Origin of the sequence: Imbroritus primus (assembly GCF_964332355.1) — a bacterium.
Taxonomy (GTDB): Bacteria; Pseudomonadota; Gammaproteobacteria; order Burkholderiales; family Burkholderiaceae; genus Imbroritus; species Imbroritus primus.
The window spans coordinates 206,527-227,376 of record NZ_OZ201293.1 but is presented as its reverse complement, the minus strand read 5'-3'; the positions used below and the strand labels follow the sequence as shown (position 1 = coordinate 227,376).

General features: G+C 64.2%; 23 protein-coding genes. 3 read left to right on the top strand and 20 right to left on the bottom strand.

Annotated features, from left to right (window positions below; genetic code table 11):
- Nucleotides 1–5: 5 nt before the first annotated feature.
- The 20 genes from sctT to ACQ3C8_RS00875 form a co-directional block, all read right to left on the bottom strand.
- Nucleotides 6–809: a type III secretion system export apparatus subunit SctT gene (sctT, locus tag ACQ3C8_RS00970; protein ID WP_428852141.1), complete on the bottom strand. Its 804-nt coding sequence runs from the start codon at nucleotides 807–809 to the stop codon at nucleotides 6–8.
- 8 nt (nucleotides 810–817) lie between these two features.
- Nucleotides 818–1,087 (bottom strand): type III secretion system export apparatus subunit SctS, encoded by a 270-nt coding sequence (gene sctS, locus ACQ3C8_RS00965; protein WP_009520937.1) that lies wholly within the window; start codon nucleotides 1,085–1,087, stop codon nucleotides 818–820.
- A 2-nt stretch (nucleotides 1,088–1,089) separates the two neighbouring features.
- On the bottom strand, nucleotides 1,090–1,728 hold the full coding sequence (sctR, locus tag ACQ3C8_RS00960) for a type III secretion system export apparatus subunit SctR (protein ID WP_428852140.1): 639 nt from the start codon (nucleotides 1,726–1,728) through the stop codon (nucleotides 1,090–1,092).
- Nucleotides 1,721–2,404, bottom strand: coding sequence for a FliM/FliN family flagellar motor switch protein (locus ACQ3C8_RS00955; protein ID WP_428852139.1), 684 nt, complete (start codon nucleotides 2,402–2,404; stop codon nucleotides 1,721–1,723). Before ACQ3C8_RS00955 ends, sctR begins: the two co-directional genes overlap by 8 nt.
- A gap of 186 nt (nucleotides 2,405–2,590) precedes the next feature.
- A complete protein-coding gene (locus ACQ3C8_RS00950) occupies nucleotides 2,591–3,652 on the bottom strand; it encodes a hypothetical protein (protein ID WP_428852138.1) in 1,062 nt (353 codons plus the stop codon).
- A gap of 7 nt (nucleotides 3,653–3,659) precedes the next feature.
- The gene (locus ACQ3C8_RS00945; protein WP_428852137.1) at nucleotides 3,660–4,529 is read right to left on the bottom strand and encodes a hypothetical protein; all 870 of its coding nucleotides are present in this window, start codon (nucleotides 4,527–4,529) and stop codon (nucleotides 3,660–3,662) included.
- Nucleotides 4,526–5,032, bottom strand: a complete 507-nt coding sequence (gene sctO, locus ACQ3C8_RS00940; protein ID WP_428852136.1) for a type III secretion system stalk subunit SctO — start codon at nucleotides 5,030–5,032, stop codon at nucleotides 4,526–4,528. Before sctO ends, ACQ3C8_RS00945 begins: the two co-directional genes overlap by 4 nt.
- Nucleotides 5,029–6,378 (bottom strand): type III secretion system ATPase SctN, encoded by a 1,350-nt coding sequence (gene sctN / locus ACQ3C8_RS00935; protein ID WP_037029114.1) that lies wholly within the window; start codon nucleotides 6,376–6,378, stop codon nucleotides 5,029–5,031. The genes sctO and sctN overlap by 4 nt, the downstream gene beginning before the upstream one ends.
- Before the next feature lie 167 nt (nucleotides 6,379–6,545).
- Complete coding sequence (locus ACQ3C8_RS00930) at nucleotides 6,546–7,187, bottom strand: HrpE/YscL family type III secretion apparatus protein (RefSeq protein WP_428852135.1); 642 nt, start codon at nucleotides 7,185–7,187, stop codon at nucleotides 6,546–6,548.
- Complete coding sequence (locus tag ACQ3C8_RS00925) at nucleotides 7,157–7,873, bottom strand: SctK family type III secretion system sorting platform protein (protein WP_428852134.1); 717 nt, start codon at nucleotides 7,871–7,873, stop codon at nucleotides 7,157–7,159. Before ACQ3C8_RS00925 ends, ACQ3C8_RS00930 begins: the two co-directional genes overlap by 31 nt.
- The gene (gene sctJ, locus ACQ3C8_RS00920; RefSeq protein WP_428852133.1) at nucleotides 7,873–8,763 is read right to left on the bottom strand and encodes a type III secretion system inner membrane ring lipoprotein SctJ; all 891 of its coding nucleotides are present in this window, start codon (nucleotides 8,761–8,763) and stop codon (nucleotides 7,873–7,875) included. Before sctJ ends, ACQ3C8_RS00925 begins: the two co-directional genes overlap by 1 nt.
- A gap of 13 nt (nucleotides 8,764–8,776) precedes the next feature.
- Complete coding sequence (locus ACQ3C8_RS00915) at nucleotides 8,777–9,181, bottom strand: hypothetical protein (RefSeq protein ID WP_428852132.1); 405 nt, start codon at nucleotides 9,179–9,181, stop codon at nucleotides 8,777–8,779.
- A gap of 17 nt (nucleotides 9,182–9,198) precedes the next feature.
- Complete coding sequence (locus ACQ3C8_RS00910; RefSeq protein WP_428852131.1) at nucleotides 9,199–9,690, bottom strand: tetratricopeptide repeat protein; 492 nt, start codon at nucleotides 9,688–9,690, stop codon at nucleotides 9,199–9,201.
- Nucleotides 9,611–10,189 carry a tetratricopeptide repeat protein gene (locus tag ACQ3C8_RS00905; protein WP_428852130.1) on the bottom strand — a complete coding sequence of 193 codons (579 nt, stop codon included), beginning with the start codon at nucleotides 10,187–10,189 and terminating at the stop codon, nucleotides 9,611–9,613. Before ACQ3C8_RS00905 ends, ACQ3C8_RS00910 begins: the two co-directional genes overlap by 80 nt.
- Nucleotides 10,190–10,202: 13 nt before the next feature.
- Complete coding sequence (locus ACQ3C8_RS00900) at nucleotides 10,203–10,733, bottom strand: hypothetical protein (protein WP_428852129.1); 531 nt, start codon at nucleotides 10,731–10,733, stop codon at nucleotides 10,203–10,205.
- Nucleotides 10,734–11,096: 363 nt separating this feature from the next.
- Nucleotides 11,097–12,380: a type III secretion system translocon subunit SctE gene (gene sctE, locus ACQ3C8_RS00895; RefSeq protein ID WP_428852128.1), complete on the bottom strand. Its 1,284-nt coding sequence runs from the start codon at nucleotides 12,378–12,380 to the stop codon at nucleotides 11,097–11,099.
- A gap of 189 nt (nucleotides 12,381–12,569) precedes the next feature.
- Complete coding sequence (locus ACQ3C8_RS00890) at nucleotides 12,570–13,043, bottom strand: hypothetical protein (RefSeq protein ID WP_428852127.1); 474 nt, start codon at nucleotides 13,041–13,043, stop codon at nucleotides 12,570–12,572.
- A gap of 52 nt (nucleotides 13,044–13,095) precedes the next feature.
- A complete protein-coding gene (locus ACQ3C8_RS00885; RefSeq protein WP_009520921.1) occupies nucleotides 13,096–13,719 on the bottom strand; it encodes a hypothetical protein in 624 nt (207 codons plus the stop codon).
- A 56-nt stretch (nucleotides 13,720–13,775) separates the two neighbouring features.
- Nucleotides 13,776–14,060, bottom strand: a complete 285-nt coding sequence (locus tag ACQ3C8_RS00880) for a hypothetical protein (protein ID WP_428852126.1) — start codon at nucleotides 14,058–14,060, stop codon at nucleotides 13,776–13,778.
- A gap of 120 nt (nucleotides 14,061–14,180) precedes the next feature.
- The gene (locus tag ACQ3C8_RS00875; protein ID WP_428852125.1) at nucleotides 14,181–18,158 is read right to left on the bottom strand and encodes a hypothetical protein; all 3,978 of its coding nucleotides are present in this window, start codon (nucleotides 18,156–18,158) and stop codon (nucleotides 14,181–14,183) included.
- A 291-nt stretch (nucleotides 18,159–18,449) separates the two neighbouring features.
- Here ACQ3C8_RS00875 and sctW point away from each other — a divergent pair, with 291 nt between their 5' ends.
- From sctW to ACQ3C8_RS00860, 3 genes are all read left to right on the top strand, one after another.
- Nucleotides 18,450–19,742, top strand: a complete 1,293-nt coding sequence (gene sctW, locus ACQ3C8_RS00870) for a type III secretion system gatekeeper subunit SctW (RefSeq protein ID WP_428852124.1) — start codon at nucleotides 18,450–18,452, stop codon at nucleotides 19,740–19,742.
- Nucleotide 19,743: 1 nt separating this feature from the next.
- The gene (locus ACQ3C8_RS00865) at nucleotides 19,744–20,151 is read left to right on the top strand and encodes a hypothetical protein (protein WP_428852123.1); all 408 of its coding nucleotides are present in this window, start codon (nucleotides 19,744–19,746) and stop codon (nucleotides 20,149–20,151) included.
- 169 nt (nucleotides 20,152–20,320) lie between these two features.
- On the top strand, nucleotides 20,321–20,845 hold the full coding sequence (locus ACQ3C8_RS00860; protein WP_428852122.1) for a hypothetical protein: 525 nt from the start codon (nucleotides 20,321–20,323) through the stop codon (nucleotides 20,843–20,845).
- Nucleotides 20,846–20,850: the final 5 nt, after the last annotated feature.

Genomic DNA, 20,850 nt, shown 5'->3' with positions numbered 1-20,850 from the left:
CGCTTTCATCGCGCTCCCTGCCAAATGATGCTGATTTGGTCGAACAATCCACCCAGCCCGCGAATTTCGTCGCCGACGTACTCCATCAATGTGCCGGCATAGAGCACCAGGATGAAAAACGCCAGGGCGCTCTTGATCGGCATGGCCAGGAAGAACACCTGCAACTGCGGCGCGAAGCGATTGACGAGCGCCAGGCCGACTTCCGCCATGAACATCAGGATCAGCACCGGCGCCGCCAGGACCACCGACAACTGCACGAGCCGATCGAGTTGCCCGAGGAAAAACGTTGCATAGTCCATATGCAGGCCGGGCGTCCATGTCATGACGCTCCAGAAACGGAAGCTGTCATAGAGAATGCCCAGCATCAGGTTCATGCCGCCGCTCAGCAGAAAATAGATGATGAACACCTGGTTGAACAGCAGGCCCAGGGGTGAGGTGTCGCTGCCGGTCAGCGGATTGAGCGTATCGGAGATACTGGCGCCGCGCTGGTTGTCGATCAGGAAGCCGACCGCCTCCAGTGCCCAGAACGGAATCGCCACCAGGAAACCCAGCACGAACCCCACCATCACCTCCTTCAGGATCAGCGCCGTGTGTTGCATGCCCGATAACGTACCAGCCATGGCGATCTGCGGCTGTACGAGGGGCAGCGCGACCAGTGACACCGCGAGCACGATCGCGGGCAATACCGCGCCAGGGATCAGTTCACGGTTGAACATCGGAATCAGCAGGAACATGGCCATGATGCGCGGCTGCAGATAGGCCAGTGCCGTGAGCCACTCCTTCACTTCGGCGACGCTCACGGATCCCATGTAATACCTCAGCGTGCGACGAGCGGCAATGCGTCGAAGATCGACAGCGTGAAGTGGTACATCTCCCCCCCCAGCCACCGTCCGGTCAGGAAGAGGGTGATGGCGACCGCGATGAGCTTGACACCGAAGGCCAGGGTCTGCTCCTGGATCTGCGTCAGCGCCTGCAGCAGCGAGAACACCGTACCGATAACCGAGGCGACGATGATCGGCGGCAGCGAAAGCCACAGCACCAGGTACAGCGCCTTGGTCAGGTAGGAAACGACTTCGACGGTTTCCATGATCAGACGTAGGACAGTACAAGGCCGCCGATCAGGCGGGTCCACCCGTCCACCGCAACGAACAGGAACAGCTTCAGCGGCAGCGAGATCGTGACAGGCGACACCATCATCATCCCCATTGCCAGCAGCACATTAGAGATGATCAGGTCGATCACGATGAACGGCAGGTACAGCAGAAAGCCGATCTGGAAGGCCGCCGCCAGTTCGGATACCACGAACGCCGGCATCAGGATCAGGAAATCGGACTGCGCGACATTGGCTGAGGCCTCGGCACCCCACATGCGCTTGGCCGTGGTGAGGAAAAAATCACGGTGTTCGGGCTGGCTGAACCGCATCATGAACTTGCGCAGCGGTTCGGCGCTCTCCTGGAGGCCGCTCATCACCGTACTGGCATTCGCCATTGTGCCGGGCGATGTCAGGCGCTCGAACAACGGCGAAAACACCGGCGCCATGATGTAGGCCGTAAGGATCAGCGCGAGCCCGTAGAGCGCCAGGTTGGACGGCACCTGCTGCACGCCGAGTGCATTACGCAACAGCGACATCACGATGGAGATCTTCAGGAAGGCGGTCGAGGCGACAATCAGCAGCGGGAGCAGCGAAACCGCCCCGACCAGAATAATCAGCGAAAACGGATCACCCATGATGCGCTTCCTCGGTCAGGGCAGTCAGCATGATGCCAAAACGGCCTTCCAGGTCGACTAGCATGCCGCGGGCGATTTCACGCCCATCGAGCATTAGGCTGACCCCTTCGAGCAGCGGCCGGCCGAGGTCGATCACCTGTCCGGCCTGCAGCGCGCGGATCTCGCGCACCGACACGGTCAACCGGCCCGCCTCGCAGGCCAGCACCGCCGGCAGCTCACCGATTCCGTCATCGAGATCCTCATCACCCATGGCTGCGGCAGCGGTAAATGGTGCAGCGTCATGCACGGGATGCATCAGACGCCGTTCTGTCCGCCGGGCCTCGTTTGGCCCGGCGTCATCATCGTCCTCTCCGCCCCTATTGCCCTCGTTGCCTTCGAGCCAGTCCGCGTCATCATTATCATCTGCCTCGCGCGCACCCTCGGGATGGCCAGCATCCCGCAGCTCGTGCCGGCGAGCTGCATGGCGGACATCGTCGATGTCGCCGAAGTCATCCGCATAGTCCGCATAACTGGCGTGCGGCTCGCTGTGCTCGCCCCCGATGCCATCGCCAACTCGCAATGCCTGGCGGCCACGCGCCCCGGCTATCGGCAGGGCATTGCCAAGCTCCAGGTCATCTTCGTCATCATCGAAAAAATCATCGTCCTCTTCCGGACGCTGGTCGGGGGGCGTCATCATGATGGCAGCTCAAAGGAGTGGTGCCACGATCCGCTTTGACGGGCGGACTGACCGAACATGTGATCGGTTGTGACACGTCAGACACCCATGGGGATGCCTTACTGAGACTTGAGTAACGACGTTTCGGGAATTGTTCCAGCCGCGCCCGTGGCAGCAGGCACGGCCGTTATGTGCCTACGGCAATCCTTAATCCGCTGACGCCGCAGCCGCGCGGGACAAGACCACGGCCAGGCGACCGTCGATGTCCGCCAGCACGCCCTGTCCGACCGGACGGCCGTCGAAGAACACACGCAGCATCGCGTCGCCAGGCAATACCGCCACCGCGACGTGGGCATGGATGGCCGTCAGCAACTGGCGCAGCGACAGCCTGACGAGCCCCAGCTCGAAGGTCATCCGACCCTCGCCCGGCGCGGCATCGAGCAGATCGTCGCAAAGGCGGTCGGCCTGCCAGAGCGACGCACTGCTCAGTGCGTGGTCATCGCAGACTGCCATCAGACTCCAGCCGCTGGCGGCGCGCAATGGCAGCATCTGCCGGGCGGCAGGATGATAGCGATCGATCAGGATCGCATCGCCATGCTGCAGCGTGGCTACCTGCTCGGCGGACAGGTTGGTTTCACCCACGATGGCGCGCAATGTCACCGGCACCGCGCCGATGTCGACATGATTACCGACGCAGGGACGCAGGAAGGCATGGCGGGCCAGCGCGGCCACGCCGTCCGCATCGGCCTGTATCGGCAAGGTCATGGCGCCCTCGAGCCCGGCGCCCTGCAGTTCCAGGAGGAAGCCGGGCACGGCCGGATCCCGCTCCGGAAACGCCTCGACCATCGCCAGCGACGCACCAGACAACCCGAGCGCCTGTTGCGCACTCAGCAGCGCGCCCTCCAGAATAGTATTGGCAAAGGCAGCCGGCATGCCAGGCAGGGGAATGTCCGGCACCAGGGCCTGCGCGCATGCCGCTAGCAGGGCATCCGGCACACGCATGTAGAACACGCCGCCCTCCCAGCGCAGGCGGATGATCCGCCCTTCGACCTGCCGTGCGACGCGCGGATCGGTCGCTGGCACCGGCCAGAGCCGGGCCTCCCATTGCACCCCGATGTCGATCGGCACATGCCAGGCGCGCTGCGCAACCGCCGTACATGCCTGTGCCTGCAGGCCGGTCAGGCGCGGTAGCTGCAACGGCTGCCACGGCGTGGCGCTGGCCAGCGACGCAGGTTTGCCAGGCAGCGTCAGGTTCATGGGAGGGTTCACGAATGCCTCACGACAGCGCACGTGACGCGGCAACCACGCGTCGCACGTCTGGGGCGGAAACGGTCCGGGCCGCCACGGCTTCGGCCTCCGGCGTTTCTTCGCCATCGGCATGGATCCGTGTCAGGACAGGGCGCCGCAACCGCGCACTCAGCTCATCGGACATGGTACGGACCTGGCTGCCGAGCCACTTGGCCGCGGCGCCTGATGCCGCAAACTCCACCACGAGACGGCCATTCTCGAGGAATAGCGCCACCGTGGTGCCTTCCAGATGCGGCGTCGATAGCATCACGTCGACCCGGTCGTGGCGTGCCCCATCTTCCGGCGCCAACAGTGTTGCCGCCGAAGATTCGAGCACCTGTACCAGTTCAGCCACGGCCGTGTGGCGCTCGACACGGACCGAGCGTGCGGTGGCAGCAGCCTCCGCCTGGGCATGCGCATCCTGATGGACGTAGTGCGCGAATACCATGGCATCCGGCGCGGAACTGTTATCGGTGCCAGCCACCGTGTCGCTGCTGTCCTTGTCTTTCTTGTCGCCCTCCTCACCGGCACGCTCATATCGCCTGGTCTCGGCGAACGATTCCTGGGCGTTCATGGCTGCCCCCTGGAACGCGGCCGGGTGAGACGGCGCGGGCGGCGGTGTTTCCGACACAGGTGCGGCATCGGGCGTGAAATCGACCAGACTCATCGGATCCTGGCTGGCCGCCGCATCCTCGTCGGACTCATGGCGATCATGCTTGTCATCGTCGTCCTGCCGTTCCGCCAGACGCCGGAATGCCTCGATCTGCTCGGGTGGCGCCATCAGTTCGGACGCGGCTGACGGGAGCCCGGAACGACTTTCCCGCGCCGTGGCATCGCACTGCATTGCAGTTGCTTTCATTTGCTCTCCATCAGCCCCGCACCACGGGCGCGGGCATGCGCATGGCCGAGCGTGCCGGCCTCATCGAGTTCGTGTTCTTCCCGCATGACGCGGTCGCGGGCCTGTTCCTGCGCGCTTTGCTGCACCAGCTCCGCAAATTTCTGCGTCATGCGCACGGCCTCCAGATGGGCTGCCCGTGCCTGTGCGAGCGCATCGCATGCAGCAGCCTCCTCGTTTCGCGCCTGGGTGGCGGCCTCGGCGTGTGCCGCCTCTTCCTCGCGTAGACGGGTGACGGCATGCTGCACGTCTTCGATTTCACTCAGTTCCACGGTGCGGGTACACAGATCGGCATACATAGCGAGTTCTGTCTCGCGGGCATATGTCCGAAACGCATCCAAGGCCTGCTCACATTGGTGGCGCGCCGCCTCGCAACGTTCCAGCGCGTTGACACTTCGCATCACTTCGCGCTCAGCCTCGCGCTCGCGGAACTGCTTCAGCGAGAGGAGTTCGTCGAGCGTGTTCATGCCCTACCTACCAGGGCCTCAAGCCGCTGCAGCGTCTCTTGCATGCCGCAGCGTTCAGTGGTCTGCTGGCGCAGAAACTGGCGAATCCCTTCGATCTTGGCAATCGCCTCGTCCGCCAGAGCGTCGGTGCCGGGCTTGTACTCGCCGACCTTGACCAGCAGCTCGATCTCTTCATGTTTGGCAAGCAGGCTACGCAGGCGGCCGGCGAGCATGCGGTGGCGCTCGGGAACCACGGCATGCATGACACGGCTGATCGACGCCAGCACGTCGATGGCAGGATAGTGATTGGCAGCCCCCAGCTTGCGCGAGAGCACGATATGTCCGTCGATGATCGAACGCGTTTCATCGGCAATCGGCTCGGTCATGTCGTCGCCCTCGACCAGCACGGTATACAGCGCGGTGATCGAGCCGCGATCGCTCATGCCGGTGCGTTCCAGCAGCTTGGGCAGCATGGCGAACACCGATGGCGGAAAACCGCGCCGTGTCGGCGGCTCGCCTGCAGCCAGGCCGATCTCGCGCAGCGCCCGGGCAAAACGCGTCACCGAATCCATGAGGAACAGGACCTTCTTGCCCTGATCCCGAAAATACTCCGCTACGGCAGTCGCCACATACGCGGCCTTGGCGCGTTCCATCGACGAGCGGTCGCTGGTGGCGCACACGACCACGCTCTTGCGACGGCCCTCCTCGCCCAGCTCGTGCTCAAGGAACTCGCGCACTTCGCGGCCCCGCTCGCCGATCAGTGCAATCACGGTGACATCGACGTCGGCGCCGTTGACCAACATGCCCATCAGGGTCGACTTGCCGCCCCCTGCTGCGGCGAAGACGCCCATCCGCTGACCTTCACCGCAGGTGAGCACCGAATCCAGCGCGCGGATGCCAAGCTCCAGCGGCTGTGCGATGATGCGCCGCGCGAGAGGGTCGGGCGCTTCCGCATAGACGGGATACAGGCGATCCCACGCCAGCGGCCCATGTTCCTCGACATCCAGCGGCCGGCCCAGGCCATCGAGCACGCGGCCCAGCAGGCCGGGGCCGACGGCAACCTGATGCGACCGCCCGGTGGGAATCACCTGGGTGCTCGAGGAAATGCCGTGCATGTCGCCAATCGGCGTCAGCAGCGCGGCTTCGTTGGAGAAGCCGACCACCTCGGCTTCCACCTCGGTGGCATCGCCAGCGTTGCGCAGCAGGCACACCTCGCCCATCTTCACATGCGGCACCACAGCCTTGACGATGGTACCGACGACCTGAACGACCCGGCCCTTCACCCGCGGCTCGGACACCGTGGACAATGCTTGCGTGAGCGCCGGCAGAATCGCATCGAGGGGGCTTGGCGCAGGGGCGCGCAGCATGGCCGAGCGACGGACCGGCCGGGTGGCTGCCGCAGGGCCGGCAGCCGGTGCAGAGCCGAGATCGGATTCAAAGCCGGGTTCGTGCAGGGATGCAGGTTTCGACTCCGGTCTGGCACCAGATGCGCGCGTGGCTGCGCGCCGCCGACGGACCGGCTGCTCGGCAGTGCTCACGGCCGCCCCCCCAGCGCCCGCCGGAAGGCCTGGGCGATCGCCTCGATTTGGCCTGCGACACTGCCTTCGACCACGCCAATGCCGCTTTCGAGCGTACAGGTATCGCAGGGAATGGACTTGTCCTCGATTACATCAAGCGTATCGATGCCGGGAAATTCCTTCATCAGGCTGCGCACCTGCTCGCGGACCAGGGCAGCCTGGCCATCGTTCACGCGGAGGGTCAACAGCTTCTGCCCGCGCACCGAAGCCAGGCATTGCCGCACCGCAGCCGTCACGCGTCGCTTTTCGCCCAGCTCGCCGATGACCTGGCGGACAGCTGTCATGACCAACTCAGCAATCTGCGGTGCAGCACCGGCGTAGTAGCTGGCGGTTCGCGCCGCCATGTCGGCGAGTTGCGCGCTCAACTCGCGGCTCGCCTGCTCGCGCCCCTCGCGGTAGCCGCGCAAGGCTTCTTCTTCATAGACCCGGCGTGCGTCGGCCACGATACCGTCCGCCTGGGCGCGGGCCGCTTCGAGCATGGCATGGGCGTCGTGCCATGCCGCGAGCTCGGCGGCACGCACGACCTTGGCGCCGGGGTCAATCCGCGCCGCCAGCGTCGTCGCAGGTGTCAGTGGATGCTTGGGAACAAGGAACGCCATTGCGGATCACGCTCCGTCAGTAATTGCAGCGCCAGATCGAGTGCTTCATCCGCCGCCAGCGGCATGAGCTGCGGCACGGCTTCGGCCAGTACAGGGAGACGCAACAACGCGCGTGCCCGGATCGCCAGCGGCGCAGCCTGCAGCGCACGGCCAAGCAGGCCATAGCCAAGAACAGGAATGGCGGCATCGAGCTGGCTGACGTCCCAATCGGTGGTGTCGGGCACGAAGACCGGGTTCACCGCATGCGCCCTGGCGTAGCGAACCGTCTCCTCGCCGAGCACGCGACTGGCTTCGGCAAGGTCGGCGCGCGCCACCATGCGGCGCAGACGCACAGCCAGCAGCGCCAGCCCGGCCGACCGGGCAAGCGCCTCAAGTAGTTCGCCATGCAACATGGCGATCGGCAAGGCCGGCGCATCGAGATCGCACACCGGATCCGCTTCCAGCGACAGTGTCTGGAGAATGCTGGTAGACCAATGGCGGTGCGCAAGTGCGGCCGTTTCGGGGCAGGCCAGCAGTTCATCGAAGCCTGCCGGTAAGGCATGCTGCGTCACATGCTCCGGATGCAACGTGAGACTGGGCAGCAGATTGAATGCCACGAGATGCGGCATCAACGTGTGCCCAAGCGGCAGCCCGCCGCCGGGCCCGTTTTGCCGCTGCCTGGCCGGACCGTGCGCGGCGTGTTCCATCACGCGCCTCCGCCTTGCGCGGCATCACGCCGGCGCCGGACCCGCTCCATGATCGACAATCCGGCCTCCGCGGCTTGCGGTGCTGCGGCGGATTCTTCTGTCACAGGCGCGAGCGCCGGCGCTGCTCGCTTCGGCGCCAGCACATAGCGCCACAGCAGATAGCCGGCACCGCCTGCCGCAACCATGAAGAGCCCTGCCAGCACCATCAGGAGGATGCGCAGCCCGCTCGCTGCAGCGGGCGATACGTCATAACCCAGCACATCATCGAACACCACGCGGCCGCCCGGTGCGCGCGGCTGGGCGGCCACCAGCACGATCGACACGCGATCCGCGGCAAGATTGGGAATGGCATTCGTCACCAGGCGGCGGATCTGCGGCTGGACTGCGTCAAGGTTGTAGCCTTCCATATACTTCACGAACACGGATGCAGTGGACGGCGTGCCCGGCTCACCAGCAATGCCACGCTCCGGCAACACCACATGGACGCGCGCGGCGATCACGCCATCAATCTTGGCGAGCGTGTTCTCCAACTCCTGCGACAGCGCGTACAGATAGCGGGCGCGTTCTTCAATGGGCGATGAGATCATGCCCTCTTTCTTGAAGATCTTGCCGATCCCGGAGAATGGATCGCGCGGCAGGCCGCGTTCGCGCATCACCGAGAGCGCATGCGCGACCTGACCGGAGCCGACGCGCAGCGACACCATGCCGTCCTTGCCTGGCACTTTCTCGACATTGATGCCAGCCGCCAGCAGCGTGGTCAGCACCTCGTTGGCCTCGGCCTCCGGCACCGACGCCATCAGGTCGACCCGGTTGCCGCAGGCTGCGAGCAGCAGCATGGCGGAGCACACAAGCGCGGCGCGCAAGCGGCGCAGAGCAAAAGGCTGCGACATCGTCATGCCCCTTTTACTTGGTCAGGTCGGACACGGTTTGTGTGCCTTTGCCGACCACCTTGCTGAGCAGGCCAGTGTCGTTGGATAGTTGCATCATGTCCGCCAGGTTCCGCAGCAGCTGCACGGTCTCCATTTCACGGCCGGCGGTACCGGACACGCGCTTCATCACCGCCGCATAGTTGTTACTCATGCCGGTGAAGCCCTCGAGAATGCGGGCCCCCATGCTCGGAAGGGAACCGCCCGTCTGCTCCAATGGCTGCAGCTCGGACTTGTTGCTGTCTGCCGTCATGGCCTGGTCGAAACGCGCCACGTCGCCAGCTGGCGCCGCTCCGGCGCCGTTCAGGTCGAATGTCGCGGTGCCGCCTGCGCCTGCAGCAATACCACCGGCCGGACCCAATGAAAAATTCTGTATCGTCATGACATTCTCCTGAGGCGCTATCTACCCATGCTTCGTGGCGCGCCGCCCCTGGACGGTTCCCCGGCCAGGGCATCTTCAGCTTCGTTTTCAAGCAGGCTGCGCGCCAGCGCCACGCCGTCGTTCTGCCGTCCGCTCTCGACGACCGGCTGCAGCACGCGGACCGCTTCGCGTGCCCGGCCGGCGAGCAGCAGCATGCTGCCCAGAAAAGCCTGACCGAGGTCGCGATGCTTGCCTTCCAGCGCGGCGGTGGCCTGCAGCAGCTGCAGCGCCTCTTCGACACGCCCCTGATCCATGTAGACCCTGGACAGGCCCATGTATCCGCCAGCCACATCGCTGCGCACCGCGAGGATGCCGCGGAAGATCGCCTCCGCCTGACGCAGCTTGCCCTGCTCGCGCGCCAGGTTGCCCAGTTCGAACAGCATCACCAGATCATCCTCGGTCGCCACGTGATAGACGGGATCCTTCGCGGTGATCTGTGCTGCGCCAGTTGCCGGTCCTTGTGTTGTCATGATGCGTCCTCCTGTGGGGCTGAATCAGATTGCGCAGTCCGGCGGCACGGGTTGCCAGCGCCCGCCGTTCTGTGTGCGATGAAGGCGAATCAACCGCATCCGCAGCGCCACATGCCACCACCGCATCGAGCCATGTCACGGCTTCAGCGGGACGGCGCAGCGCCAGCAGGCACTCGGCCTGACGCAGCATGGCGGCCGGATCGCCCGGGTGCCAGAGCAACGCAGCGGTATTGATCCGGATGGCCTCGGCATGACGCTGCAATCCTGCGAGCGCCAGTGCGAGGCCAGCGAGATAACTGCGGTCCATCGGATCGTTGATAAGCAACGTGCGGAAATAGTCGTGCGCCTGCTGATAACGTTTTTCCTGCAGGTGCGCGTAACCCAGCGCGTACAGCGCTGCGGCTACGCGCGGCTCGAAGCATGGCGGCAATTGGCGGAGGGCAGCCACCAATGGGTTGTCGCTCGAGGCGGCGGCAGTCGATTGAAGGGTATTCGACATTTTCTACGCTCGCTCAGGCGGACAGCTTCATATTCTCGGCGTTGTTTTGCCCGAACGTGCGCATCATCTCGAGCGTGCGCTCGAAGACCTGGACTTGCGCCCCTTCCGACTGACTCAGTGTGTCGATCAATGCCTGGACATGCTGCGCCAACGCCTCCAGCTTCTGGCTTTCGGCCTGCTTTTTTTCCGCTTCGGCAGTCAGCGGCGCTCCGATAACGTTACCTGCGCCGTTAGTCCCTGCCGAGAATGCCATCGAGTAGTTCCCATATTTGGTTGACTCGGCACGCAACTCTTTGACCTTTTTTTGGATACCGTCAGCCTTTTCGTGTTGCGCTGGAGTCCATCCGTTCTCGTCGTAGCCATGCGTCTCGAAACGAGGTTTTGGTTTCCTGAATACACGGGCGGTGTCCTCTTTCTGACTCCTCTTGTCGGTATGATGGCTATCCGGCGCCTCCTGATCTGCCGCGCGCTTCCGCGCACCATTCCCGGATGAACTTTCGGATGTGCTTCCCTCACCAGGCTCTGTCGAGCTCGTGGATGACACGCGTGTATTCACATCGCGATCGGTAGCGGAAGTACGCGGGGTCGTGTCATCACTGGTTGCGGTATATGACTCTTTACTTGAGCTCCTCATCACTCGCATTCTTGATCAAGCCAAGCAAATCGCGAATCCTGAAAGGCTGGGGCGCCGACATGCCAGGCAAGGGCGCGTTCTGTGCCGGCGACGGAACCTGCGTAATATCGGCATCGCGATGCTGGACAGACGTGCTGCCTGCCGCCCCGGCGGCCGTCTCAACGGGGGTTGCGGAAAGAGCGAGGGGGTGCGTACCCGGTGAACCGATGGAAGGAGAAGAGATGCCTGACACGATATCTTCCTTGTGAATACGTAGATGACGCTTACGATGACTCAGACTTCCGCCATGGACGGCGCGAGACTACGGACCAAACGTGTTTGGCTGGCTTGCATGTCTTCTTTAGAGTCCTTGATCTTCTCGAGGATCTCCTGCAGGACCTCTTCCATGCTCTTCTGGTGATCGGCGGTCATGGAGAAGGCGGCATTCAGGTAGTCGGTAAAACCACGCAAGGCGGTTTCCTCGGCCTGGGTCATATCGACATCGTGCTGGCGCTGGGCCTGTTCGACCCCGTCCTTGCCGCGCTGGATGCCCAGCCCGCCCTGCACGGCGCCGCTGACAATCTGGCCGTTCTGGATGGTGAATATTTTTTGGAAGGCATTACCACCGGTGACGATCCTCCCCGCTTCCTCCGCCGCCTTGACGGCGCTGTTCATGGCCTTGCCGCTGACGATGGCGTTTGCGATGCCGTTCGCCAGCGTGCCGACCATCTTGAGGATGGCGACTACCTTGTCGCTCGCGCCGCCCATGGCGGCCGCACCAGAGAGCAGCGATCCGCCGATCTGGGCGTCCATCAGCGCGGGCGCGATGGTCACCGTGCCGACAATGCCGGCCAACAGAGTGCCTAGCTTGGCGGCGTCCTCCTTCGACATCCACTGCTCTGCCAACTGCTGAAACCCTTCTGTGAGGCCTTTGTTCACCGAAAAATCCGGACCGCCCTTCTGAGTGCTGATAGCACTGGCCATCTGGATCACGCTACCAACCAGTACCGTCATCGTCACCGCAACCGGCGCGGTCAGCGCACCGCCGGATGCGGCAATCGCCACACCGGCGAATATGGCACTGAACACGGTACCGATCACCGCACCGACCAGGTCCCAGATGTCGCGCGAGGCCAGCTTGTCCATCTGTTCCATCAGGCGCTTCAGGGCATCGAAGGTCTCCTTGGTGGCATCTTCGATCTGGTTCGACTGGTTATGCGCTGCCTGGGCGCTGGCATAAGACTGCACGCGCTTGAGGTCGGCGAACATCAGCTGCAGCTGGTAGGCCAGTTCGGTGGGATCGAACGAGGCATCGAGCGCGATCTTCGATTGATTGGTGAGCGGAATGGCGACGACGCCATCGCCGCCGGGCGGGTTACTGCCCGTCCGGTTGACCACCTGGGCTGCGGCAATGCTGGTAGGTGACGGCGATAAAACCGGGGCGCTATTTGCAACTGTGTCCGAATGCGAAACTGCAGTGGTCATGACGTCACCCCAGGAAGATATTGGCGAGCCAGGAGAACATCGAGGCTCCATTCCCTTGCTGAGTAACAGCACGCTTGAAAACGTTCGCTTCAACTCACGTTTTCAGCGGCTGCCATCTCCTGGGCCGGGGTGACGCTCGACATGACGCATCTGGCTGAAGCGGCGCTTAAGAAAAAGCTGAGGAGATCACCGAAATCATCCATCGTGCCTGGACGCATGGTTGCGCCGATAGGGCCGACGGGCCGGTACGATGGCGCGTCGCGCCACATCGGGATATGCGTATCAGGTCCCCATGCCGTTCCGCATGAGTGCGATCCGGGCGAGCGCCATGGCATTCTCTGACCTGACTGCATACTCTTCGGCAAGATCGAGAGCAATCCGCGCAGCCGGCGCGTAGCCCAAAGCAAGCTGGCATTCGGCCAGCCGCAGAGGAATATCCGGCTCCCTGCCGCCGAGCAGCAGGCAGACCTGCAGCAGGCTGGCCGCCTGCGCCGGCTTGCCTTCGGCCTGGAAGGCCTCCGCTGCCGCTGCAAGGTCAGCGAGATGGGTGGGATCGAGATGGAGCAATGCCGCGAACACGGCGCGCGCCTGCGCATACTGGCCCGCGGTCAGCAGACTGCGGCCAATGGCGCGCAAGGCAGCGCGCTGACGCCGATCGAAATTCGGCAGGCCGCCAGGCAGCGGCGCTTGAGCGGAATCCTCCGCCACAGCGCGCGGCAGATCGCCCGATTCGGCTAAAGACGGTTCGGCAGGCATCGCGCCATCCTGATCGAGTACGGGCCCACTGCGCACGACGCCTTGACTACCGCTACATGCGCTGCAAGATGTTTTCCATGATCTTCGTCAGCATGTCGATCATGGCAGCGCTCAGTCCTACGAGGTTCTTGTAGCTATTGCCGACCTTGTTGAGTTCGATCGTGTCTTTTTCGATGAGACCCAGCTTGGCGGTAATCTGGTTGTCCAGGGAGCCGAGGGCAGCCGTGGCGGTTTCCTTGGCAAACAGGGAGATGTTGTTGATCTTCAGATCGAACTGATTCAGCTGTGCCACGGTGACGCTGCCGGCATCCGCCTTGCCGCCATCAAACGCGGAGATCTGGTTGCTCGGATCGTCCTTGTAAAGCTGGTTGTTCGCCTGGATGAAGTCCAGCAGGTACTGGACCTTTTCCGTATCGACGATTTCGTTACCGTCTTTGTCGGTCTTGGTCAGCTTGATTACGCCATTACTGCGGAAACCGTCGAGCGCGGTTGCCAGGTTTTTCATGTTACGCAGCGTATTCGCATCTTCGTTTTTCTGTGCAAGCTTGGCACCCAAGGCATCGAGCGTTGCCATCATCTGCGAGGCCGCGATCAGACTTTGATTCGATATTCCCGAGAAACCCTGCGGGGCGGAAACGCTACTGGCTGCGCTCACAGTAGAAGTAGAAACAGGCATGCTTGACTCCCTGGCTGATTCTGGCGGCGCGGTAGCAGCCGCCGTTGCATGTACGGTTAAACCATCAGACGCGGACGGCGTCTTTTCAGCGGCGACGCGGTATTGCCAGAGGCGAACATCGGGTGGCTGCTGTCGGCGATCAGGCTCTGGATATCGGCCTTGACGCGATCCGCAAAACGCTGCTCCTCCAGAGTCGGGCTCGACATGACGCGGCGTGCTTCGGCGTTGTGCGCGCAGATCGATTCCAGTTCGGACTGGAACTCGCTCTTGGCCTGCTTGATGGCTTCGACGAGTGCGCGCGAGCGCGCCAGCACATCATCAAAATGTTGATCTTCCGTCATGGCTGCTCCCGAAAACGTCTCGCCAGATCATTTGGCATTCCTGCTCACTGAGTAACTTCAGCAACAGCATGGTTCCGCTTACCGCACGCCTCAACTACGTGGACGATGAACCTGCGCACCTCACCGCATGCCGACGATGATGCTGTCGATCCAGTCACTCATGTCCTTCACGATCTTGCGCACGGCATCGAGCGAGGCGCTCATCATGTTGGAGGCATTGGTCACGCCGGTGGCGGCAATCGATTGTTCGCGGCCCATCTGGTCCACCTTCGAGGTGAAGACCTGCATGGTGTTGGTGGCCTTTTCACGCGTGAAGGCCTGGTAGTGGCCGACGCTGACCGGGAAGTTGAGACCAAGCACTTCGTGGCCATCGCGGCTCTTGTCGTCCTGCATGGTGCGCGGATCGTTCAGTACCTGCTCGTACAGTGCGCGGTCCTGAATAAAGACATATCCTTGCGCGATGCCCGTCTTGACGCCGTCAAGCGTGGCATAGCCGCCACCATTCATGATGGACAGCGGAAATGCGCCAAGAGTCACGCCGCTCCCGACGAACAACGCTGCATGCACAAGCCGCTCCTGCTCCGGCGTGGACGCACGCATCTTGTCGAGCAGCAGGTCGTTCAGGATGACTGTTCCGGCCTCCTTGACCCGCGGATCGTCGGCACGCACCATGGCCACCGGGATGGTGTTCTGTTCGTTCCAGTAGGCAGTGTGTCCGTCGAGCGCAGGACCTTCACCGATCTGGTTATAGGACGTCCACATATCCACCAGGATTTCCCGCGCGCGCTTGTAGTAGTTGCGTGGATTGTCCTTGCTGTCGGTCTTGTCGCCGTATGGAATTTCCGCATCGGACGTGGCATCTTCGGCGGTAAAGCTGATCAGCTCGTTCAGCCCTTCGATGATGCGCTGGTGCAGACCCATTTTTTGCGTGGTGGCCTGCATGTCGGTTGTGAGACCCTGGTACTGGCGCGCCATGATGTCACGCGCATCCATCAGCAGCGACTGTATCCAGTAGAAAACATCTTCGCGGGAATGGCTGGCGAGTGCATTGGCAGCGGCACTGGCCCGGACATCTTTCCGGACCGCGTTGAGCGCTTCCTGCGCACCGCCGGCCAGCGCGTTGCTCAGCCGGTCGCGCTCATCCGGTGCAATGGGGCGGCTCGCATTCACATACGTCAGCACCATGTCGAGCAATCCGGGTATCTGGCTTTCGACCTCCTTGAGAATGCCGGGAACCAGGTCGTCACGATAGTTCTTGAAGCCGGTCAGCCCTTGTGCAACTTGCTGCTTGAGGGCGGCGAGACCCTCCTCTCCAAGCGTCCACTGCCCGCTGGCATCACGCACGAGGCCGGCGCGCAGGGCGTCCACCAGCTGCGGCGCGAGGGTCTTGATGAACTGACCCGCGGTCGTGTCCGGCAAGGCCTGCCACGCTGGCGCGATCCGGCGCTCAGCCTGCAGGGTCTGCATGAGCGCGGTGCGCGTGTCCTCGGGGACCGGCAGATGCGCCAGCATGGCGCGCAGGGGACCTTCGATCTCGGACATGCCGCTGTGAACGCCCTTCAGCACAGGCTGGAGGCTGCCCATGCGCATCAACTCCTGCAGCTGGGCAGCATCACCGCTGCGGACGGCATCCTGCATGAGCGCCCACACGTTTGCGGCAATCCTGAACTGATCGGGATTCTTCTGCGTGGCCGACTCGGCGGCATACCCCAGCGTCACGGCGAGCGACTGGCGCACTTCGGCGGCATATTTCGGGTTCAGCTTCTGCTGGTCGGTCACGGTAAGGGCAATGTAGTCGGCAACGGCCTCGTAGTTGCTGAGCAGCACTGCCTTGGGATCGTTGCTGGCCCGCCATTCCGGACCCGCGAACTGGTCGCCGCGCAACTGAATCTGCTGGCGCACGAAGGCATCCAGAGACGGCCCGGCCATGCCATATGCGACCCCTTTGCCATACAGGTCGACCAGCTGTTCGATCGTCTGGCGCGTCGATGCATTGAGCAGGAAAGGTGGAATCTGCGGAGTCACGGCGGCCACCGCGGCTCGCGTGGCGTTCTCGATGCCCTGCGAGAGCACCGCAGATACGATGGCTGGCCCGAGGCCGGCCGCTGGCCCCACTCCAGTGGCCTGGGTGGCCGGCATATCCAGCATGAGCCGGCTGGCCAGCTGCTTCGCCATGGCGCCCAGCTGCGACGATACGGCCTGGAGCAGTTGCGCCCGCGCCATCTGGTCATCCGTCGTCGTGGCCGGTGACAACTTGGCGAGCAATGCGGCGAGGACCGGCTGCAGGGTCTGCGCGACCTTGTCCGGGGTCAGCGTCTCGGGCGACTGCATCAGCGGCTGCAGCGCCTTGCCGGCGGCCAGCTGCAGGTCCTGCAGCAGCGCCTGGGCGGGATCGCTGGATGGCGTGAAGGTAGCGGGCAGCAGGCTGATCTCGGCGGCAAGGGTGTTCTGCAGCCGCGCGCGTTGCGTGGGCGTGAGCAGGCTGTCCGGCAGTTGCGCCATGACGTTGTCCACCAGCGTCGTACTATCGGCTCGCAGGCCGGCCAGTAGCTGGGCGCGACCCGCAGCATCGTCGGGGGCGACCTGCGCGGCGGCCGTGGCAGCCGCGCCTTTGAGGCGTTCTGCCAGGTGGCCGACGGCGAACAGGGCGCGCAGGCCAGTTTCGCCGCTGCGCGTCACGATGCCGCGGATCTGCTGCGCCAGATCGGTGACGGCCAGCAGGCCGGTCCACTGCTGGGGGGGCGTGGGCAGCGCCCCGGCCAGTTGCAACGCCATGTTCGTACGCGCGGTGACGGCTTCCTGCACGCGGGCGCGCTCGTCGGCCGGCATGTTTCCGGAACCACCGGTCATGGCTTCAACCAGGCCATCGACAATCCCGGGAAGCCGGGCGGTCAGCGCTTCACCGAGCTTCTGCATCGCCGCCGCATCGAGCGGCGGCGGGCCGTTGCGCGCCGCGAGCAGGGGGGCAAGAAGCGTCTGCGCGTCCGGCAGCTTGCCGCCGGCGGCGGTAAAGCTGTTGTTCCAGCTGGCGGTGATCGGCATGACAGCTTGCGCGATATCGAACACATCGTTGAAGACGTCCGTTTCCTGCGCCATGCGCTGCACTTCAACCCGAGCGGTGTCAGCCGCACCGCGCTGGGCGGTGCCGGTATTCGCGGAAGCGGCGAACAGCGCACTGCTGCGCACCGCGTCGGCCAGCACCTGGCCGGCAACGCCCTGCGACAGGGCCGCCACACCGCTGTTTGCGGCGACGGTGTCGAGCTGTTCGGCCAGCATCGGTAACAGATCCTGGATCGCCTGGGCGGCGGCGGTGCGCTCCTGCGCGCTCACGTCGTGTTCGCCCACGGACTGATCGATTGCGGTACCGATAAGCTCGCGCAGTGTCGCGGCCAGCACATGCCGCGCCTCCTCGGGCGAAGCTGCGTCGGCGGCGATACGCAGTCCGGCCGCCATACCGGTCCATGCGGCATGCACAGTGCGGCCAGTGAGCGTGGCGACCACATCCCAGCGTGCCGCCGGCGCACCGTCGGCGGTCGTACTCGCGGGCGGCGGTGTGTAGACGCCTTGCGGAAAGAAGCTGCTGCGCGCCGTGTTCACAGCCACCTGGACCAGCGCCGTCAGGGTGCGCGTATCGAGCGGCGCAGCGTCTTGTGGTGTCCCCGGCGCGCCCACGGCGCCCTGCGCCATTGCATGGACAACAGTGGTCGCGAATTCTGCAGCGCCGTCGGAGAGGATCTGCAACGTGACGGCGATTTCAGCCGGCGTGGCGCCGTTTTCCTTGGCCAGCGCCTGGAGCCGCTCGGCGAGCGGATAGGGTTGGCGGATGCTGTCAGCAGCGCTTGCGCCGGCGCGCGTCTGGGCATCGGCCCACAACTCGGCGAACAATCGCGCGCTCAATGCAGCGGTGCGCTCGGGGCGGACCTGCGTGTCGCTCGTGCCGGCCGGCTGGCCGTAGCTGCGCGGCAGCTCCTTGGGTACGGATGCATTGCCAGCATCCAACGCCCTGCCCTGCCCGGCCTCCGCGGAAGCGGACGGCACGAGCGCGGGCGCAACGTAATTCGTGCTCGAAGTACCAAGGTTGGAACCGGTGGAGAGCATAGGGCACCTGAAATAGCTGGATTGCTGCGCATGACCGCCATGCCGCAACATCCTCGAACGGATGCCAGATCAGTAACCTGCCGCCAGCGCCGGTTCCGCGCCAACAGACCATCCCCGGCCCTACGGCCAGCCGGATACCTGCCCGCTTCGCATGATTGGCAACCTCAGCGGAAGACTGACGCCCACCATGGAACCGTCCAGCACGCGCGGCCACACACACGGAACGCTGCGCGGGAGATCTGTGTGCACCCCGCTCCGCTTTCACCCGTGCCTGCACCGCCGCGATCGCTCATGAGCACCATCCGCGCCACGCCGTCCCATCTTCCCGCCCAGACGCAGTCGGCCAACGCAGCTGCCACTGCAGGCATGACCGCCAGCGGCAGCTGGAAAGGCCGGGAGATCGTTCTCAAACAGAAGCCTCCGGGCGAGGCCCAGGCCAACGCGGTGGAAGAGTTGTGCCGCGACGCCGCCATCCGCCTGCGCGAGCGCGACAAGAAGGAAGAAGTCAAGGAACTGCCGGATCTGCAGATCGTCGCCCACGAAAGCGCCGACGGTTATCTCGACATGACCGGCCAGCACGATCAGGCGGAAGAGCTGATGCGGCGCATGCGCCGTACACCGGAGCAGGCGGCGACGCTGGCACGGCAGCAGCGCGACGATCCCGCGCTCGGCTACCTGGCGCTGCAGCGTGCCTACGCGGCAGCGCTTGAGGACGGCGAGCGCGCCGACATCATCAGCCTGTTCGAAGATGCGCTGACCGAATGCGAGACCCAGCAGGGTCCCGCGCTACGGGCTGCGCTCAATACCATCGCCGCTGCGGTGGAACAGCAACCGACCTCGGCCCAGCTCAAATCATTCCAGGCAACCTACCGCGATATCGTGCTCGGTACGCCGACGGTTGGTGAAACGCTGACGGCGGTGCTGCGGGAATTCGGCGAGGCCCGCTTCGGCGAAGGTCTGCAGCAGATGATCCGCGCACTTGGACAGGACTTGAACGCTGCGCGCCCATCCGCCTCGCCCGTGCGGCTCAATCAGCTGGTACAGGATCTTTACCATCTGCAGGTGGTCGGCACGGTGCTGGAAGACTGCGGCAACCTGTGCATGGAACTGACGGGACGTGCCCAGCCGCTGGCGCTGTCGTCGCAACAACTCATGGAACGCATCATCAATCTGGCCGGGGAACGCTGGATCACCGGCCAGCGCGTGCTGAGCCTGACCGAGACGTGCGATGTGCGCATTCTGGCCACGCAGATCTATTTCGTCAGCTGGGTGCGCCGCATGCTCAAGCGCCTGCCGCTCAAGATTTTCTACGACGAGGATTGCCGCGGCTCAGTGCTGAACGCCAGTCAGGAAGCCCTCGACACGCTGATTGCCCGCGAAGAGGAAGGCGAGGACGAAGACGACGGGAATAGTGACGGCGAAGGCAGCAACCCCGAGGGCGACGGCGTCACTCATGGTGACAGCCGCAACGAGCGTCTCAACGGCAGGGGTACGCCTGCCGACACGGATGCCGCCAAGGCAGCGAACGGCAGCGCTGCCTCGTTCGCGCTCCCGAAACTCCCCGCCGGGCCCAAAGGACGCTGACATGCTGATCGAGCAGACGCTGGCGGCGTTCGGCCAGGAAACCGGACTGGGCGCCCTGGTGCTAACGGAGGACGCGCCCCTGCACCTGGCGCTGTCGGACCATGAGGAACTGATATTCGAGCGCTGCCCGGACGGCATCCTGCTGCATCTCGACACGCGCGTGCGCTATGACATGCCGCTGGTACTGGCCAGCGCGATGCAGCGCATTACTGCCGATGGCGCCACGCCGTATCCGGTGCAGGTGGGCATGCGCGAAACACCGGAAGGATCCTGGCTGATCGTCGGTACACGTGCCGACGAGCGCACCTTCACGCTGCAGTGGATCGAGCTGGCCACGGCCCATCTGGAACGCTGGATCGGGGCCTTGCGCAGGGACTATCCGGAGAGCTTCGACGGACCGTTCCGCTAGCGGCATCGGCAAAACGGCACGCCATCGCGCCATACGGACACGCGCACCCTCCCCGGGATAACCCGCCATGCCGATGGCGGAACCGTCACAGCCGGCCGGTTACTCATTCCGAAATCGTCATGGCAGCCATACCGGCATGTCATTGACTCGACCGTTGCAAGGTGCCCCCATGACCGAACTGAGCCTGGTACGACTCACCCTGGATTACGGGCTTGAGGGAATTTCTTATACGCGCGGCAATACCCGCCCCACCCTGCCGCGCGACCGCGACCTGCGTCCATCCGGCGTTGGCCGCCGGCCGCAGCTCGAGGCCCTGCTGGCAATGCCGAATCTCGACAGCTACCTGCGTGATGCGCTGATGCCGTCACTCAATCACCCTGAACTGCTGAACCGCGTGCAGTTCGAGCGCACGCTCGACCGCTTGTACGAGGGACTGCGCCGGCTGATCGAACATGCGGCGGAGCGCGACGAGGACTCGCGAGGCGGCAAGGACGGTACCAACGGCAGCGATCAGGAAGATGGTACCGGCGACGGTCGCGACAGTGGCAGCGATGACCGCGGCGGCGATGGAGAAGACCCAGGGATTCGTGGTCCGGAGCGACGGGACCTGCGGCAGGCGTGCGAAGCCCTGCAGCGGGAGCGCGCGCTGCGCGCCGATGTCTGGAACTATCTCAACGCCCTGCATCAGGGATGACCGCC

What these genes read in the sequence shown, in the direction of transcription:
- sctT (WP_428852141.1), bottom strand. Translation starts at nt 809, where the DNA reads ATGGGATCCGTGAGCGTCGCCGAAGTGAAGGAGTGGCTCACGGCACTG.
- sctS (WP_009520937.1), bottom strand. Translation starts at nt 1,087, where the DNA reads ATGGAAACCGTCGAAGTCGTTTCCTACCTGACCAAGGCGCTGTACCTG.
- sctR (WP_428852140.1), bottom strand. Translation starts at nt 1,728, where the DNA reads ATGGGTGATCCGTTTTCGCTGATTATTCTGGTCGGGGCGGTTTCGCTG.
- ACQ3C8_RS00955 (WP_428852139.1), bottom strand. Translation starts at nt 2,404, where the DNA reads ATGATGACGCCCCCCGACCAGCGTCCGGAAGAGGACGATGATTTTTTC.
- ACQ3C8_RS00945 (WP_428852137.1), bottom strand. Translation starts at nt 4,529, where the DNA reads ATGAAAGCAACTGCAATGCAGTGCGATGCCACGGCGCGGGAAAGTCGT.
- sctO (WP_428852136.1), bottom strand. Translation starts at nt 5,032, where the DNA reads ATGAACACGCTCGACGAACTCCTCTCGCTGAAGCAGTTCCGCGAGCGC.
- sctN (WP_037029114.1), bottom strand. Translation starts at nt 6,378, where the DNA reads ATGCTGCGCGCCCCTGCGCCAAGCCCCCTCGATGCGATTCTGCCGGCG.
- ACQ3C8_RS00930 (WP_428852135.1), bottom strand. Translation starts at nt 7,187, where the DNA reads ATGGCGTTCCTTGTTCCCAAGCATCCACTGACACCTGCGACGACGCTG.
- ACQ3C8_RS00925 (WP_428852134.1), bottom strand. Translation starts at nt 7,873, where the DNA reads ATGGAACACGCCGCGCACGGTCCGGCCAGGCAGCGGCAAAACGGGCCC.
- sctJ (WP_428852133.1), bottom strand. Translation starts at nt 8,763, where the DNA reads ATGTCGCAGCCTTTTGCTCTGCGCCGCTTGCGCGCCGCGCTTGTGTGC.
- ACQ3C8_RS00915 (WP_428852132.1), bottom strand. Translation starts at nt 9,181, where the DNA reads ATGACGATACAGAATTTTTCATTGGGTCCGGCCGGTGGTATTGCTGCA.
- ACQ3C8_RS00910 (WP_428852131.1), bottom strand. Translation starts at nt 9,690, where the DNA reads ATGACAACACAAGGACCGGCAACTGGCGCAGCACAGATCACCGCGAAG.
- ACQ3C8_RS00905 (WP_428852130.1), bottom strand. Translation starts at nt 10,189, where the DNA reads ATGTCGAATACCCTTCAATCGACTGCCGCCGCCTCGAGCGACAACCCA.
- ACQ3C8_RS00890 (WP_428852127.1), bottom strand. Translation starts at nt 13,043, where the DNA reads ATGCCTGCCGAACCGTCTTTAGCCGAATCGGGCGATCTGCCGCGCGCT.
- ACQ3C8_RS00885 (WP_009520921.1), bottom strand. Translation starts at nt 13,719, where the DNA reads ATGCCTGTTTCTACTTCTACTGTGAGCGCAGCCAGTAGCGTTTCCGCC.
- ACQ3C8_RS00880 (WP_428852126.1), bottom strand. Translation starts at nt 14,060, where the DNA reads ATGACGGAAGATCAACATTTTGATGATGTGCTGGCGCGCTCGCGCGCA.
- ACQ3C8_RS00875 (WP_428852125.1), bottom strand. Translation starts at nt 18,158, where the DNA reads ATGCTCTCCACCGGTTCCAACCTTGGTACTTCGAGCACGAATTACGTT.
- sctW (WP_428852124.1), top strand. Translation starts at nt 18,450, where the DNA reads ATGAGCACCATCCGCGCCACGCCGTCCCATCTTCCCGCCCAGACGCAG.
- ACQ3C8_RS00865 (WP_428852123.1), top strand. Translation starts at nt 19,744, where the DNA reads ATGCTGATCGAGCAGACGCTGGCGGCGTTCGGCCAGGAAACCGGACTG.
- ACQ3C8_RS00860 (WP_428852122.1), top strand. Translation starts at nt 20,321, where the DNA reads ATGACCGAACTGAGCCTGGTACGACTCACCCTGGATTACGGGCTTGAG.